This is a genomic window from Streptomyces sp. NPDC058326, from assembly GCF_042879855.1.
In the GTDB taxonomy this organism is placed as follows: Bacteria; Actinomycetota; Actinomycetes; order Streptomycetales; family Streptomycetaceae; genus Streptomyces.
Genome location: NZ_JBHVZO010000011.1, coordinates 249,013 through 265,285, shown reverse-complemented (window position 1 = coordinate 265,285; position 16,273 = coordinate 249,013). Strand labels below are relative to the sequence as shown.

Genomic DNA, 16,273 nt, shown 5'->3' with positions numbered 1-16,273 from the left:
GCCGGGGCCGGAGCAGCCGGAGCGGCCGGAGCCGGGGCGGGGGCGGCCGGGGCCGGAGCGGCGGCCGGGGCCGGAGCGGCGGCCGGGGCGGCCGGAGCCGGAGCCGGGGCGGCGGCCGGAGCGGCACCCGCCGCGCCGATGACGGCCAGCTTGGCGCCGACCTCGGCGGTCTCGTCCTCGGCGACGACGATCTCCAGGAGGACACCGGAGGCCGGCGCCGGGATCTCGGTGTCGACCTTGTCCGTGGAGACCTCGAGCAGCGGCTCGTCCTCCGTGACCTCCTCGCCGACCGACTTCAGCCAGCGGGTGACGGTGCCCTCGGTGACGGACTCGCCCAGCGCGGGCAGCACGACGTCGGTGCCCTCGGCGGAACCGCCACCGGCGGCCGCCTCGGCCGTCGGAGCCGGAGCCGGGGCCTGGGCCTCGGTGGACGGGGCGGCCTGCGGCGCGGGGGCCGGGGCCTCCTGCTGCGGGGCGGCCTCGGCCGCCGGGGCCGGAGCCGCGGCGGGGGCGCCGGAGCCGTCGTCGATGATGGCCAGCTCGGCGCCGACCTCGACCGTCTCGTCCTCGGCGACCTTGATGGAGGCCAGGATGCCCGAGGCGGGGGCGGGGATCTCGGTGTCGACCTTGTCGGTCGAGACCTCGAGCAGCGGCTCGTCGGCCTCGACACGCTCGCCCTCGGCCTTGAGCCAGCGGGTGACGGTGCCCTCGGTGACGCTCTCGCCGAGCGCCGGCAGGGTTACGGAAACCGACATGGTTTCAGTTGCTCCTAACGAATTGCGGGAAGTGGTCGTCGCGCCCTGTGATGACGTGAGCGTCAGTCGTGGGAGTGCAGCGGCTTGCCGGCCAGGGCCAGGTGGGCCTCGCCGAGCGCCTCGTTCTGCGTCGGGTGGGCGTGGATGAGCTGCGCGACCTCGGCCGGCAGCGCCTCCCAGTTGTAGATCAGCTGTGCTTCGCCGACCTGCTCACCCATGCGGTCACCGACCATGTGGACGCCGACCACGGCACCGTCCTTGACCTGGACGAGCTTGATCTCGCCCGCGGTCTTGAGGATCTTGCTCTTGCCGTTGCCCGCGAGGTTGTACTTCAGGGCGACGACCTTGTCCGCGCCGTAGATCTCCTTGGCCTTGGCCTCGGTGATGCCGACGGAGGCGACCTCGGGGTGGCAGTACGTCACCCGCGGCACGCCGTCGTAGTCGATCGGGACGGGCTTCAGGCCGGCGAGCCGCTCCGCGACGAGGATGCCCTCGGCGAAGCCGACGTGCGCGAGCTGGAGCGTCGGGACGAGGTCGCCCACGGCCGAGATCGTCGGCACGTTGGTACGCATGTACTCGTCGACCAGGACGTAGCCGCGGTCCATCGCGACGCCCTGCTCCTCGTAGCCGAGACCGGCGGAGACCGGGCCGCGGCCGATGGCGACGAGCAGCACCTCGGCCTCGAAGGTCTTGCCGTCGGCGAGGGTGACCTTGACGCCGCTGTCGGTGTACTCGGCCGACTGGAAGAAGGTGCCGAGGTTGAACTTGATGCCGCGCTTGCGGAACGCGCGCTCAAGAAGCTTCGAGCTGTTCTCGTCCTCGACCGGGACGAGGTGCTTCATGCCCTCGATGACCGTGACGTCGGTCCCGAAGGACTTCCACGCGGAGGCGAACTCGACGCCGATGACGCCGCCGCCGAGGATGATCGCGGACTCCGGGACCCGGTCGAGGGTCAGCGCGTGGTCCGAGGTGATGATCCGGTTGCCGTCGATCTCCAGGCCCGGGAGCGACTTCGGCACGGAACCGGTGGCCAGGAGGACGTGACGGCCCTCGACGCGACGCCCGTCGACATCGACGGAGGTCGGGGAGGACAGGTGACCGGCGCCCTCGATGTACGTCACCTTGCGGGAGGCGACGAGACCCTGCAGACCCTTGTACAGGCCCGAGATCACGTCGTCCTTGTACTTGTGCACGCCCTTGATGTCGATGCCCTCGAAAGAGGCCTTGACACCGAACTGCTCCGCCTCGCGCGCCTGGTCGGCGATCTCACCGGCGTGGAGCAGGGCCTTCGTCGGGATGCAGCCGTTGTGCAGGCAGGTGCCGCCGAGCTTGTTCTTCTCGATCAGTGCGACGTCCAGGCCCAGCTGCGCTCCGCGCAGCGCCGCGGCGTAACCGCCGCTACCGCCGCCGAGGATCACTAGGTCGAAAACGGTGCTGGCGTCGTTCGCCACGTCACGTCCTCCATGCATGTGCGCTCGTCGCCGGTCTTCAGTGACCGGGCGGCGGCTGGTGTTCGGCCGCTTTATTTCGGCCCTGTGGTGGGGGCCCTGTCCTGCCGAGAACCCATCTTCGCACTTGTTGACGGATGGCGGGACGCGGGGCCGTGCTCTGAGACGGCCGATCGTCCGTACGGAGGGCGCACCCGGGCGTACGAACCTACGGATTTCGTCGCGAGCGGAACAGCGGGGACGGGGACGGCCCCGGGCACGAGGCCCGGGGCCGTCCCCGTCACGGTGTGCTCAGAGCTCGCCGGCGGCGGTGCGCTCGGCCAGCTTCACCAGGGTGCGGACCGAGGAGCCGGTGCCGCCCTTGGGGGTGTAGCCGTAGGGGGCGCCCTCGTGGAAGGCCGGGCCGGCGATGTCCAGGTGGGCCCAGGTGATGCCCTCGCCCACGAACTCCTGGAGGAAGAGGCCGGCGACCAGGCCGCCGCCCATCCGCTCACCCATGTTGGCGATGTCGGCGGTGGGGGAGTCCATGCCCTTGCGCAGGTCCGCGGGGAGCGGCATCGGCCAGGACTGCTCGCCGACCTCGTCGGCGATCTCGTGGATCGCCGAGCGGTAGTCGTCGTCGTTGGCCATGATGCCGAAGGTGCGGTTGCCGAGCGCCAGGACCATGGCGCCGGTCAGGGTCGCCACGTCGACGATCGCGTCCGGGTGCTCCTCGGAGGCGCGGGTCAGCGCGTCCGCGAGGACGAGACGGCCCTCGGCGTCGGTGTTGAGGACCTCGACGGTCTTGCCGCTGTACATGCGCAGCACGTCACCCGGGCGGGTGGCGGAGCCGGACGGCATGTTCTCGGCGAGGGCGAGCCAGCCCGTGACGTTGACCTCGAGGCCGAGGCGGGCCGCGGCGACGACGGAGGAGAACACGGCGGCGGCGCCGCTCATGTCGCACTTCATCGTCTCGTTGTGGCCGGCCGGCTTCAGCGAGATGCCGCCCGAGTCGTAGGTGATGCCCTTGCCGACGAGGGCGAGGGTCTTCTCCGCCCGGGGGTGGGTGTACGCGATGCGGACCAGGCGCGGCGGGTTCTCGGAGCCGTTGCCGACGCCGAGGATGCCGCCGTAGCCGCCCTTGGTGAGCGCCTTCTCGTCGAGGATCTGGACCTTGAGGCCGTGCTCCTTGCCGGCGGCCTGGGCGGCGGCGGCGAAGGCGGCCGGGGTCAGGTCGTTCGGCGGCATGTTGATCAGGTCGCGGGCGCGGTTCATCTCCTCGGCGACGGCCTGGGCGCGCTCGGCGGCGGCCTTGTGGGCCTTGTCACGCGGCTTGGCGCCGAGCAGGGCGACCTCGGCGAGCGGCTTCTTCGCGTCCTTGCCGTTCTCCTGGTACGCCGTGAAGGCGTAAGCGCCGAGCAGGGCGCCCTCCGCGATGGCTCCGGCGTCCTCGGCGGCGGCGATCGGCAGCGCGAAAGCGGCCTTCTTCGCGCCGGTCAGGACGCGGGCGGCGGTACCGGCGGCACGGCGTAGGGTCTCCGCGTCGTAGGACTCGCCGTCCTCGGGGGCGGAGCCCAGGCCGACGGCGAGGACGACGGGGGCCTTGAGACCGGCGGGGGCGGGCAGCTTGGTCGCCTCACCCTCGGCACCCGAGGCGCCCAGGGTCTCCAGGACGGCGGCGAGCCGGCCTTCGAAGGCCTTGTCGACGGCCTCGGCGCCCGGGGCGACGACGAGCGTCTTCCCGGACTTCGCGACGCCGACGACGAGGGCGTCGGCGCGCAGCGTCGCCGCACCGGCAGTGCTGAGAGTGAGAGCAGTCACGGTGGTGAAATCTCGCTTCCATTGAGTTCTGTGGCGGTCGAGGGATGGGCCGACCGTGCCCGCCGCATCGTATTTCGGCCCGGGGAGCGCCGAGAACGAGCCTACGCTCGCTCATCCGGTTCGCTCACGGCGGCGGCGATTCACTCATCCGTGGTGTCTCTTTCATGTTTACCGTTCCGGCTCGGAGCGCTCCTTCACACTCGCCTCAGTCACGCGAGGACGACGCGCTCGCCTTCGCATCATCTGCAGCATCTCCACAGCTCCCACGCCCCCGCCCAGGGTGTGCGGGGACCTGCCGAGGGGGGACACCACCTGATGGACTCCGGCCGAATCCGTACGCCCAGAACCGCGCCCCGCACCGGCCGCGGCGCCCGTTCCGCGCCCCGTGGCGCCCGGGTCGCGGCCCTCGCCGCCGCCGCGCTGCTGGCCACCGTCGTCCCGTCGGCGCAGGCGGTCACGGCCCCCGTGCCCCGGATCGACCTCACCGTCCTCGTCGTCGACGACGGCGGCAGCGCGGTCGGCGCGATCACCGCGGAGCTCGAGGGCTCCGGCGTCCCGTACCGCAGGATCGACCTCGACGACCCGAACCGGCCGGTCCTCGACCCGGCCTTCCTCAGTGACACGGTCGACGGACGCCCCCGTGCCAAGTACCAGGGCGTCGTCCTGCCGCACGAGACCGCCTTCGGACCCGACTCCGCTGAGCACACCGCCCTCCAGGCGTACGAGCGGAGGTTCGGCATCCCGCAGGTCGACGCCTACACCTGGTCGCACCCCGGCGTCGGCCTCGACTACACCAACGAGGGCGGCTGGTCCGGCGTCCTCGACGGCACCACCGCCGGTGTCACCGCCGCCGGGCGGGCGGGCCCCTTCCGGTACCTGTCCGGGGCGCTCACCTTCGAGGACAACGACCCGTCGATCGCCGAGAGTTACGGCTACGCGGGCCGGCCGCGCGCCGGCTACACCAGCTACCTCGACGTGCCCGTCGACGGTGCCGGCGGCCGGGCCAGCCTCGTCGGCGAGTACACCGCCGACGGGCGCCGCGAACTCGTCGTCACCTTCGCCTACAACCAGTACCAGCGGCAGTTCCGGGCCCTCGCCCGCGGCATCGTCGAATGGCTCACCCAGGGCGTCCACCTCGGGCAGAGCCGCAACTACCTCTCCGTCCACGTCGACGACGTCTTCGCCCCCGACGCCCGCTGGGACACCGTCCGCAACTGCACCCCCGGCGACTTCGACTGCGTCGGCGACGACGGGGAGGGCGCCGCCCCGATCCGGATGACCGTCGCCGACGCCCAGTACGCGGCCGCCTGGCAGAAGGCCTCCGGCTTCACCCTCGACATGGTCTACAACGGCGGCCAGGGCGAGCAGTGGAAGACCGAGCACGGCGGCAGCGACCCGCTCATCGACCGGCTCGTCGCGGACCGCGCCCAGTACCGGTGGATCAACCACACCTACACCCATCCCTTCCTCGGCTGCGTCCAGGACAACACCGTCGTCCCCTGGCGGTGTGCCAGGGACACCTCCGGCGCCACCCTCTGGGTCAGCCGCTCCGTGCTGTCCGCCCAGATCCGCGACAACCACAACTGGGCCGTCGGCAAGGGCATCTCCGTCGACCGCGGCGAACTCGTCACCGGCGAGCACTCCGGCCTCAAGACCCTGCCCCAGCAGCCCGTCGACAACCCGAACCTCGCAGGAGCCCTCGCCGACAACGGCGTGAAATGGATCGCGAGCGACAACTCACGCGAACCGCGGCAGCGCCCGGTCGGCGCCGGGAAGACCGTCCCCCGCCACCCCATGAACGTGTACTACAACGTGGGCACGGCCGCCGAGATGACCGACGAGTACAACTGGATCTACACCTCCCGCGCCGACGGCGGCAGCGGGGTCTGCGAGGTCGACCCGGCGTCCACCTGCCTGCCCGCCCCGCTCCCCACCACCACCGGCTACGCCGACCACATCGTCCCGAGGGAAGCCCGCACCGCCCTCTCCCACGTGATGGGCAACGACCCGCGCCCGCACTACGTGCACCAGTCCAACCTCGCCGAGGAGCGCCTCCTCTACCCCGTCCTCGACCGCGTCCTCGCCGACTACCGCACCCTGTTCGCCCCCAGTGCCCCGGTGGTGAACCCGCGTCAGCGGGACGTCGGCACCGAACTGAACCGCCGTGCCGCCTGGGACCAGGCCCTCGCCGCCGGAAAGGTCACCGCCTACCGCATCGGCTCGACGGTCACCGTCAGGACGCCCGCCGGTGTCACCGCGCCCGTCACGGCCCCCGAGGGCACCCGTAAGCGCCTCCTCCTCGGCTCCACCGCCTTCGGCTCGCCCTACGCGGGCACCCGCTCTGCCTGGACCGCGCCCGAACCGCTCCAGACCAGCGTCACACTCACGCTCCCGACCGCTTGACCAGCACGTTCTGGGGGGAACCGCACATGCCGAGCAGTGGCCGTCATGTCACCATGCTCACCGAAGGCACCTACCCGCATGTCCACGGCGGCGTCAGCACCTGGTGCGACCAGCTCGTCCGCGGCATGCCCGAGGTCGACTTCGAGATCCTCGCCCTCACCGGCAGCGGCCGCGAGCCCGTCGCCTGGGAGCTGCCGCCCAACGTCTCCCGGCACACCGCGTACCCCCTCTGGGGACGTCCGCAGGGGCCGACCGCGCCCGGTCTGTTCACCGGAGCGGGCCGGCCCCCGCGGGGGCGTGCGCGCCGCCGCTTCCTCGACGCGTACGAACGCCTCCTGCTCGCCCTCCTCGACCCCGAGGCGGGCTGCGACTTCGGCACCGGCCTGTACGAACTGGCCGAACTCGCCCGGCGGGGAGGCCTGACCGCCGCCCTGCGCTCCGAGGCGGCCCTGCGCTCCCTGATGTGGATCTGGACCATGCCGCACCTGCCGACGCGCGCGGCCCGGCCCACCGTCCATGACGCGCTCACCGCCACCGACCTGCTCGAACACGCCCTGCGCCCGCTCGCCGCCCGGATATCCACCGACGGCGTCGCCCACGCCGTCTCCAGCGGCCTCGCCACCCTGCCGGCGCTCGCCGCACAGCACTTTGAAGGAGTGCCCTTCCTGCTCACCGAACACGGCATCTACCTCCGCGAGCGCTACCTCGGCTACCGCACCGAGACGCAACGCTGGCCCGTCAAGGCCCTCATGCTCGGCTTCTACCGCGAGCTCAACACGCTCGGCTACCGCAAGGCCGACCTCATCACCCCCTGCAACCAGTACAACCGGCGCTGGGAGGAGCGCGGCGGAGCCCCCGCCGACCGCATCCGCACCGTCTACAACGGCGTCGACCCGGCCCTCTTCCCCGAGGCCGGGCCCGAACCCGGGACCCCCACCCTCAGCTGGTGCGGCCGCGTCGACCCCATCAAGGACCTGGAAACCCTGATCAGGGCGTACGCGATCTGCCGCGCCGAACTCCCCGCGCTGCGCCTGCGCCTGTTCGGCCCGGTCCCCGCCGGGAACGAGGACTACCTGACCTGCCTGGAGAAGCTCGCCGCCGAACTGGGCGTCGCCGACGGCGTCGGCTTCGAGGGCCGGATCTCCGACGTCCCGACCGCGTACGCGGCGGGCAGCGTGGTGATGCTCTCCTCCATCAGCGAGGGCTTCCCCTTCTCCCTCATCGAGGCCATGTCCTGCGGCCGCGCCACCGTCTCCACCGACGTCGGAGGCGTACGGGAGGCCGTCGGCGACACCGGTATCGTCGTCCCGCCCCGCGAACCGGCCGTCATGGCCGCCGCCGTCTCCGAGCTCCTCCGCGACGGGGCCCGCCGCGCCGAACTCGGCCGCCGCGCACGGCAGCGGGTCATCGACCGGTTCACCCTGAACCGCTCCGTGGACGGCTTCCGGCAGATCTACCGCGAACTGGCGGGCGCCCGCCGTCCGCGCCCGGTCCCGGCCGTCGTCCCCGCGCCCCTGCGCCTGAGAATCCCCACGCCGCGCCGTACCTCCGCGGCCCTCGTCACAGGAGGCACCCCGGCGTGAGCGGCTCACTCTGGCTGAAACCCCCGGCTGGGGGGACCACTCCGCTCCCCGCGATCCCGCGCCCCCGCGGCGAGGACCACGCGGGGCACGCCCGTCCTGAGGACGACGCGGGTCGCATCCGTCCTGAGGACGACGCGGGGCGCGCCCGCCCTGAGGACCACGCGGGGCGCGCCGCGCACCCATCCGCCGACGGCCCCGACGCCCCGCACCCCGCCGACCGCCCCGGCACCCCGCCCCCCGCCGGAGGCGGCCTCGCGGCCGATCCGCTCGACGAACTCACCGAGCGGCTCGAAGGGTTCGCCGCCGTCGCCGTGCACCCCGACGAGATCGCCGCCCTCCTCGAGTCCGACGGCATGACCGACGACCACATCCGGCTCACCTACGGCCGCGCCGACTCCTTCGCCCTCGCCGAGGACCTCTACGCGCGCGTGGAGCGCCGCCACCCCGCACCGGAGCCCCCGCCCGGCGACGCCTGGCACACCGGGCTCGCCGGCTGTCTTCTGCGCGGGCTCGTCTTCGCGCTGCCCGGACTCGCGTACGTCCTCGCCGCGCCCCTGCTCGCCGGGGAGCCCGGCCGCTTCGGACTTCCTGGCGGAACGGTTCCGCTCCTGGCGGGCGCCGTCACCGGCTGGGTGTGGAACCAGGCCCTGTCCCACCGCGCGTACACCTGGCTCGGCCTCGGCGACCGGCCCGCCGCCGCTCGCGCCCTGCTCACCGGCGCCCCGGCGGGCGCCCTCGCCGGCGCCCTCGTCGCCTTCGCGGCCGCCGCGCCGGGTGAGACCCCGGCGGCCCTCTTCGCCACCGGGCAGTCCCTGTACCTCGCCGCCGCCACCGTGCTCCTCGTCCTCGGCCGCGAACGAGCCCTGCTGTGCGCCCTGCTGCCGCTCGCCGGCGCCGTCCCCGCCTTCCGCTGGGACCTGCCGGACCCGCTGCGCGCCGCACTCCTCCTCACCGCGCTCACCGCGAGCGTGGCCTTCGCCGCGCTCGTCCTCCGGCCCGGCTCGCGGCGCGGCGCGGCGGGACGCGCGGGGCCCCCGCGCGCCGCCTCCCTCCCGTACGGCCTCTTCGGTCTCGGCAGCGGGCTGCTCGTCCTCCACGCGGGCATCGGCGACACCCTGGTCAGCGGCGCGGGCGCGGTCATCGCGCTCACCCTCTCCATGGGGCCCGCCGAGTGGCTGCTGCACCGCTTCCGGGGCGAGAGCCTGACCCGGCTGCGGACCCTGACCACGGCCCGCGAGTTCCGCCGGGCCGTCACCGGCACCCTGGTGCTCTGCCTCGGCGGCTACCTCACCGTCCTCGTCGCCCTCACCCTCGCCGCGACCCTGGCCTGGCCGGGGGCGCCCTGGCCGGCCCTCCCGAGGCTGGTCACGCTGCTCCTGATCGGGACGGTGCTCTGGCTGGGGCTGCTGCTCCAGGCCTTCGGCGCGGTGCTCAGCGCGGCCGTCGTCTGTCTGCTCGCGGCGGCCGCGCAGAGCGTGGAATCCGCCGCGGCGGGCCCGGTGGCGGCCGGGGGAGCGGCGGCGGTGCTGGCCGTGCTCACCTGTGTTCTGCTGGTACGACCGACCGCCCACCGCTGCTAGGGGAACGGGACCGTGAATCGTCTCCTCCTGGTGCCGTTCTACGAGCACCCGGCCGACCGCCCCGAGGCGTGGTCGGCCCTCGTCGGCGCGGCGCCGTCCCTGTACGGCGTCGTCGTCAACCCGGCCAGCGGCGCGGGCGAGGCCCCCGACCCGGCGTTCGCCGAGGCCGCAGGACGGCTGCGGGAGGCGGGCGTACGGCTCCTCGGCTACGCGGACACCGCCTACGGGCGCCGCCCGCACGCCGAGGTCGTGACCGATCTCCTCCGCCACCGCGACTGGTACGGCACCGACGGCGCCTTCCTCGACCAGGTGCCGACCGCGCCCGACGCCCTCGCCCACTACCGGCGGATCGCGGTCGCGGCCCGGGCCGCGGGCGCCGCGACCCTCGTGCTCAACCACGGGGCGCACCCGGACCCGGGCTACGAGGAGTTCGCCGACCTCCTCGTCACCTTCGAGGGCCCCTGGGACACGTACCGGACGCTCGACCTGCCGGTCGCCGCCCACTACTGCCACCTCGTCTACGCGGCCCCGCCCGGCGTCCGCCCGCGCACCCCGGTGCACTGCGCGGTCCCCGGCACGGGCGCGCACCCCTGGGGCACCCTTCCGCACCTTCCGGAGCCCGCCCGATGAGACGACTGCTGCCCCTGCTCGCCGGCCTGCTCCTGCTCGCCACGGCCTGTACGGCGGGCCCCGACGAGGACCCCAAGCCCAGGGGGGAGCGGTGGCGGCCGGCGCCGGGCCTCGCCTGGCAGTGGCAGCTCAGCGGCCGGCTCGATCCGACGGTCGACGTCCCCGTGTACGACATCGACGGCTTCGACCACCCGGCGTCCACCGTCGCGGACCTCCACCGCCGGGGCCGCAAGGTCATCTGCTACCTCTCCACCGGCGCCTGGGAGGACTTCCGCCCGGACGCCGACCGCTTCCCGGCGTCCGTCCTGGGCAAGGGCAACGGCTGGGAGGGAGAACGCTGGCTCGACATCCGCCGCACGGACGTCCTCGAACCGCTCATGGCCGAACGTCTCGACATGTGCCGGGACAAGGGCTTCGACGCCGTCGAACCCGACAACATGGACGGCTACGAGAACCGCACCGGTTTCCCCCTCACCGCCGCCGACCAGCTCCGCTACAACCGACTCATCGCCCGCCTCTCCCACGAACGGGGCCTCGCGGTGGGCCTCAAGAACGACCTCGACCAGATCCCGCAGCTGCTCCCCGACTTCGACTTCGCGGTCAACGAACAGTGCGCCCAGTACACCGAGTGCGACCGCCTCGCTCCGTTCGTGGCGGCGGGCAAGGCGGTCTTCCACGTCGAGTACGAGCTGAAGACGTCCCAGTTCTGCCCGCAGGCCCGGAAACTGGGCCTCAGCTCCATGCTCAAGCGGTACGACCTTGGGGTGTGGCGCCAGGCCTGCTGACGACGTAGCAGGTCGCCCTGCCCTCGCCCCGTGCCGTCCAGTCGCGCTCGGACGACCAGGTGTACCAGCGGGAGCCGGAGCGGGAGTCGTCCCGGGTCCCGGCGCAGGCCCGTCCGGCCCGTACCTCGGCGTCCTCGTTCCCGGGGTAGGTGCCGGTCAGCGGGTGCTGGGCGAGGACCTTCCCGTCATGGGGGCCGGCGCAGGGCACCCGCGCCACCAGCGGGCTGTACCGCATGCCGGTGTGGAAGTCCATGCACTCCCCGGGGCGTGCCTCGGAGACGGGGGTGATGGCCGACGCGGCGTCCAGGACGCGGCCGTCCGGGGTGGCGGCGGCCCCGGCCTTCGGTGAGCCGAAGTCGTCGAGCACCAGATCGGCGTGGAGCGCGGTCATCCCGGCGAGCGCGCCCTCCGTCTTCCTGTCGAGCAGGACCGTCAGATCGGCCCGGGCCCGGGTGATCCGGCCGTCGCGGTCCACCTCGACGGTCAGGGGGACGGGGGCGCTCGGCAGGTGGTCGTACAGGGGCGTGGGCACGAACTCGCTGCGCAGGTCGTACGGGAAGAGTTGCAGGGCCTCGGTGAGCGGGAAGTCCGCCCGGTAGGAGTGGCCGCCTCCTTCGAGGGCCCGCCGCGCGGCCGGCCGCACTCCGCTGAGGACCTCCAGGAGCGTCCCGCCGATCGCGCTCTCGGTGCCCCGGAGATGGCTGATCGAGTCGATCCCCCACAGCGGCTCGATGTCGCCTTCGTACCGGAGCCAGTATCCGGCGGAGCCGGCCCGGTAGTGGACGGCCTCGGTGTCGACGGTGAAGCGGCCGACGGCGTCACCCGTGCCGGGCCCCTGCAGGGTGCCGAGGATCGTCTCCCGGGCGGCCCGGGGGAAGTCCGGGGTCAGGTGCCAGCGGCTCGTCGCCGACCCGCGCGAGCCCGCGAAGTCCAGCCGTCCGGTGAGGGTCTGGACGGCCCTGCCCTTGCCGGACGTGAAGGTGACGGTCTGCCGGAGGCCGGCGCCGCCCGCCTGCCGCGTGTGCCGGAGGGCGAGGTGCACCTGCCGGGCGAGCGGCTCGGAGAAGACGGGATGGGGGGAGGGCTTGGCGGTGCCGGGACCGCTGTCGCAGGCGCTGAGCAGCAGGACCGCTCCGACGAGCGCGGCGGCGGTACGGGTGAGGGGTCTGATCACGCCTGGATGACCGGGCAGCGGCCCCGATGGTTGCCCGACCGGCGGGTCACGGAATGATCACCCGAGCGTCAGCGCCACCAGCGCCGCCGTCGCCGCCGTCTCCTCCACCGCGCCGAAGACGTCCCCCGTCACCCCGCCGAACCGCCGTACGCACCGGCGGAGCAGCAGGGCCGCCGCGCCGAGTGCCGCGCCGGCCGCGAGGACGTTCCGTACCGCGTCGTACGGGGAGAGGAGCAGGCCCGTCGCCGCGCACGCCACCAGGACGAGGGCGGTCGTGAGGGTCGCGGACCGGACCGGGACCGTCGCGGCGACGATCGCGCCCAGTCCCTCGGGGCGGGCCGCCGGGACGCCGTGGCGGGAGGCGTGGGTGAGGGCGAGGCGGGCGACGGTGGCGGCGAGGACGGCGCCGGCCGCGCCGTGCGCCCAGCTCTCCCCGTACAGCGCGAAGAGCGCGGCGACCTGGGCGAGCAGGACGAGGAGCAGGGCGATGACCCCGAACGGGCCGACGTCCGACTGCTTCATGATGCGCAGCGCGTCCTCGGCGGGCTTGGCGCTGCCGAGGCCGTCGGCGGTGTCCGCGAGGCCGTCGAGGTGGAGGCCGCGGGTGAGGACGGCGGGGACGGCGGTGGTGACCACTGCGGCGAGCAGCGGGCCGGAGCCGAGCAGCAGGAACGTTCCGCCGAGCGCGGCGGCGGAGAGTCCGACGAGCAGACCGGCCAGCGGGGCGCAGAGCATGCCGGCGCGCGCCGCGTCCCGGTCCCAGCGGGTGATGCGGGCGGGGAACACCGTGAGGGTGCCGAAGGCGAAACGCAGGCCGTCCATCCGGGCAGGGTAATCGCCGCCTCCGGACGGTAGATTGCGCATTCCGCGCATTCCGCGTATTTCGGAACGGGGTGGCATGGGTCACTGGTTCTCCCGCAACATCCTTGAGCCGGGAAAGCTCCCGATGCTCCTCGCGCTGACCTCGTTCGTCGTGACGTTCCTGGTCACACGGACCGTCACCCGGCTCATCCGGGCAGGCAGGGGGCCCTTTACGAACGTGTCCTCCGGCGGGCTCCACATCCATCACGTCGTGCCGGGCGTCGTCCTCACCGTCATCGGCGGTTTCGGTGCGGTGGCCAGCGACCGGCACGGGATCGGCGGGGCCGTCTTCGCCGTGGTCTTCGGGATCGGCGCAGGACTCGTCCTCGACGAGTTCGCGCTGATCCTCCATCTCGACGACGTGTACTGGACGGACGAGGGCCGCAAGAGCGTCGAGGTGGTCGTCCTCACCGCGGCCCTGGTGGGGCTCGCCCTGAGCGGCTTCTCGCCGCTCGGCGTCGACGACATGACCACCGACGAACGCCAGGACCGGGTCACCTTCCTCCTCACCCTGGCGCTGAACTTCCTCTTCATCCTGATCACCCTGGTGAAGGGGAAGTTCCGGATGGCCGTCCTCGGGGTCCTCGTCCCCTTCGTGGCGATCGTCGGCGCCGTCCGCCTCGCCCGCCCCGGCTCCTGGTGGTCACGCCGGTTCTACGGGCGCCGCCACAAGGCACGGGCCCGTTCCCGGATCCGTACGTACCGCCACGACAAGCGCTGGACGAAGGTCCGGCGCCGGCTTCAGGACCTGATCGGCGGCTTCCAGGAGCGGGTCCCGGGAGGCGGCTCCACCCCCTCCTGACCGCGCCCGCGCCAGACCTGGAACGCGATCAGGACGAGGACCCCGGCGATGGCCGCGAGATGCTCCTTGCCCGCCAGGTTCGGCTTGACGATCACCTCCACGACCATCGCCACCACCACGAGCCCGCCCGTCCACCGGGCTCCGTGGCGCCAGCACACGTAGACGGCGAGCCCGACCACGGCCGCCGAAGGGCCCGTGTCGACGACCCGCGCGTCGGACGCGGGCAGCCCGAGCGGGCTGTCCGGACCGATCGCGATGCCCACGCGCGCGTACAGCGTGCCCGAGAGGGTCGCCAGATAGGCGATCGCGAGCGTCCGCCACCGCCCGAGACAGATCTCGGCGATCCCGAACACCAGCAGGACCTGCGCGAGCGCGCCCCACACGGGCAGGTCGAGCGCGGGGACGAAGAGCGAGAGGGGGGTCCGAAGCAGCGCGAGCCAGAGCGGGTCCTCGGCCCGTACGGAGCCGATGTCCTGGACCGGCTGATAGCCCCAGTCCTGGTTCTGGACGAGCTGGAAGAGGGCCGTGAGGCAGACGGCGGCCAGTGTCATCGGCACCGCCCGCGCTCTCTTCGTGACGAGCCCCGTCCGTACGGCGGTGTACAGCGACCCCCACTCGCGGCGGGCGAACTCCCGCACGGCGGGGCTCAACGGCCGCTCTCCAGATGCCTGCGGTGCAGCCACTTCGGGAGCCCGGGAGCCTCCAGGAAGCCCTCGGCCCGGCCGGCCGCGAGGCCGATGCGCAGCAGGTCCGCGCTCTTCTCGAAGAGCATGAATCGGGGCTCCCAGATCGGTCGGTACTTGGCGTTGGCGCGGTACAGCGACTCGATCTGCCACCAGCGGGAGAAGAAGCTGAGCAGCGAACGCCACATGCGCAGCACGGGCCCCGCGCCGAGCTTCGAGCCACGTTCGAAGACGGAGCGGAACATCGCGAAGTTCAGCGAGACCTGAGTGATCCCGATCTCCTCGGCGCGCTGGAGGAGTTCGATGACCATGAACTCCATCAGGCCGTTCTCGGAATCCCTGTCACGGCGCATCAGGTCGAGGGACAGCCCCTTCGGCCCCCAGGGCACGAAGGACAGCACGGCCCGCAGCTCGCCCTGCCCGTCGGTGCATTCCAGCATCACGCAGCGCCCGTCCAGGGGGTCGCCGAGCCGGCCCAGCGCCATCGAGAAGCCGCGCTCGGTGGCCCCGTCACGCCAGTCGTCGGCTTTGCGGAGCAGCTCGGCCATCTCCTCGGCCGGGATGTCCTCGTGGCGCCGGATGCGCACCTCGTACCCGGCCCGCTTGACCCGGTTGAACGCCTGGCGGACCGTCCGCATGGCCCGCCCGTCGAGCGTGAACTCACGGGTCTCCACGATCGCCTCGTCGCCCAGCTCCAGGGCGTCGAGGCCGTGCCGGGCGTAGATGGTGCCGGCCTCCTCGCTCGCGCCCATCACCGCCGGGATCCAGCCGTGCTCGCGCGCCTCGGCCAGCCAGGGCTCGATGGCGCCCGGCCAGGCCTCGGGGTCGCCGATCGGGTCGCCGGAGGCGAGCGAGACCCCGCCGACCACCCGGTAGGTGACGGCGGCCTTCTCGCTCGGCGACCACACGACGCTCTTCTCCCGGCGCAGCGCGAAGTAGCCGAGCGAGTCGCGGTCCCCGTGCTTGTCGAGCAGGATCCGCAGCCGCTCCTCGTCCTCCTCGGTCAGCGGGTCGACGGCCCGGCGCGAGCGGAACGCGGCGAAGAGCACCGCGAAGAGCAGCAGCGTGGACAGGACGTTGATCGTGACGTCGACCCATCCGGGCGTGGAGATCCCGGCGAACCGCGAGTCGTCGGTCGCCAGGGTGACCAGCCGCATCAGGCCGTACCGCCAGCGCTCCAGGAAGGTGGAGGAGGCGGTGGCGGTGTTGGTGGCGGTGACCAGGGCTGCCGCGAGGAGCGAGGTGACGAGCAGTCCGCCGACGGCCACGGCCGCCGCGAGCAGCGGGTTGGAGCGGTCTCCCTTCGCGTAGAACTCCTTGCGGCCGAGCAGCAGCGCCACGACGAAGGCGGCGGTCAGGACCAGCGAGATCCAGTTCTGGGCGTGCTGCCGGACCTCGGGGAAGAACATCACCAGGGCGAAGAGCAGCAGGAAGAGTCCGCTGAGCACCAGGTTGAGGATCCACGCGGCCCGCTTGCGGCGCCGCATGGTGATCGCCAGGAAGAGGGTGAACGCCCCGGAGGCGAAACCGGCCGTGAGCATGTACGGGGTGAAGTAGTCGTCCTCGTTGTGGCGGCGCAGGTCCTGTCCGAGGGAGACCCAGACGGCACTCAGGAAGTTGATGAACGTGACGACGCGCAGGTACCAGACGGCGAACGCTGCGCTGCGGCGCGAACGGGCGGTGGTGCCCCGGGGTGCTGCTTCGACAGACAAGCGGACTTCTCCCATGAAAAGCGATCATATGGGGCACCGCTTGCCGCGCGGAGACGC

13 protein-coding genes are annotated in these 16,273 nt (G+C 72.9%); 6 read left to right on the top strand and 7 right to left on the bottom strand.

Annotated features, from left to right (window positions below):
* The 3 genes from ACFVYX_RS21885 to ACFVYX_RS21875 all read right to left on the bottom strand — a co-directional run.
* On the bottom strand, nt 1-755 hold a 755-nt coding region (locus tag ACFVYX_RS21885), incomplete at its 3' end, for a biotin/lipoyl-containing protein (protein WP_389683080.1).
* 62 nt (nt 756-817) lie between these two features.
* Entirely contained in the window at nt 818-2,206 is a 1,389-nt protein-coding gene (gene lpdA, locus ACFVYX_RS21880) for a dihydrolipoyl dehydrogenase (RefSeq protein ID WP_389683079.1), read from the bottom strand.
* A gap of 288 nt (nt 2,207-2,494) precedes the next feature.
* Nucleotides 2,495-4,003, bottom strand: coding sequence for a leucyl aminopeptidase (locus ACFVYX_RS21875; protein WP_389683078.1), 1,509 nt, complete (start codon nt 4,001-4,003; stop codon nt 2,495-2,497).
* Nucleotides 4,004-4,318: 315 nt separating this feature from the next.
* On the opposite strand from ACFVYX_RS21875, the gene ACFVYX_RS21870 reads away from it, so the two are divergent.
* The 5 genes from ACFVYX_RS21870 to ACFVYX_RS21850 are packed head-to-tail and all read left to right on the top strand — an operon-like array spanning nt 4,319 to nt 10,984.
* Entirely contained in the window at nt 4,319-6,406 is a 2,088-nt protein-coding gene (locus tag ACFVYX_RS21870; RefSeq protein WP_389683077.1) for a hypothetical protein, read from the top strand.
* A 26-nt stretch (nt 6,407-6,432) separates the two neighbouring features.
* Nucleotides 6,433-7,989 carry a GT4 family glycosyltransferase PelF gene (gene pelF / locus ACFVYX_RS21865; protein WP_389683076.1) on the top strand — a complete coding sequence of 519 codons (1,557 nt, stop codon included), beginning with the start codon at nt 6,433-6,435 and terminating at the stop codon, nt 7,987-7,989.
* On the top strand, nt 7,986-9,569 hold the full coding sequence (locus tag ACFVYX_RS21860) for a hypothetical protein (RefSeq protein WP_389683075.1): 1,584 nt from the start codon (nt 7,986-7,988) through the stop codon (nt 9,567-9,569). The genes pelF and ACFVYX_RS21860 overlap by 4 nt, the downstream gene beginning before the upstream one ends.
* Before the next feature lie 12 nt (nt 9,570-9,581).
* Complete coding sequence (locus ACFVYX_RS21855; RefSeq protein ID WP_389683074.1) at nt 9,582-10,199, top strand: spherulation-specific family 4 protein; 618 nt, start codon at nt 9,582-9,584, stop codon at nt 10,197-10,199.
* Complete coding sequence (locus ACFVYX_RS21850; protein WP_389683073.1) at nt 10,196-10,984, top strand: endo alpha-1,4 polygalactosaminidase; 789 nt, start codon at nt 10,196-10,198, stop codon at nt 10,982-10,984. The genes ACFVYX_RS21855 and ACFVYX_RS21850 overlap by 4 nt, the downstream gene beginning before the upstream one ends.
* Here ACFVYX_RS21850 and ACFVYX_RS21845 read toward each other — a convergent pair.
* Together ACFVYX_RS21845 and ACFVYX_RS21840 are read right to left on the bottom strand one after the other, a co-directional pair.
* Nucleotides 10,944-12,158, bottom strand: a complete 1,215-nt coding sequence (locus ACFVYX_RS21845) for a hypothetical protein (protein WP_389683072.1) — start codon at nt 12,156-12,158, stop codon at nt 10,944-10,946. The genes ACFVYX_RS21850 and ACFVYX_RS21845 overlap by 41 nt on opposite strands.
* Before the next feature lie 57 nt (nt 12,159-12,215).
* Nucleotides 12,216-13,022 (bottom strand): adenosylcobinamide-GDP ribazoletransferase, encoded by an 807-nt coding sequence (locus tag ACFVYX_RS21840; RefSeq protein WP_389683071.1) that lies wholly within the window; start codon nt 13,020-13,022, stop codon nt 12,216-12,218.
* Between the two features lie 34 nt (nt 13,023-13,056).
* On the opposite strand from ACFVYX_RS21840, the gene ACFVYX_RS21835 reads away from it, so the two are divergent.
* Complete coding sequence (locus tag ACFVYX_RS21835) at nt 13,057-13,821, top strand: hypothetical protein (RefSeq protein WP_389683070.1); 765 nt, start codon at nt 13,057-13,059, stop codon at nt 13,819-13,821.
* Here ACFVYX_RS21835 and ACFVYX_RS21830 read toward each other — a convergent pair.
* Nucleotides 13,761-14,471: a hypothetical protein gene (locus ACFVYX_RS21830; protein WP_389683069.1), complete on the bottom strand. Its 711-nt coding sequence runs from the start codon at nt 14,469-14,471 to the stop codon at nt 13,761-13,763. The genes ACFVYX_RS21835 and ACFVYX_RS21830 overlap by 61 nt on opposite strands.
* Nucleotides 14,468-16,231 (bottom strand): phosphatidylglycerol lysyltransferase domain-containing protein, encoded by a 1,764-nt coding sequence (locus ACFVYX_RS21825; protein WP_389683068.1) that lies wholly within the window; start codon nt 16,229-16,231, stop codon nt 14,468-14,470. The genes ACFVYX_RS21830 and ACFVYX_RS21825 overlap by 4 nt, the downstream gene beginning before the upstream one ends.
* Nucleotides 16,232-16,273: the final 42 nt, after the last annotated feature.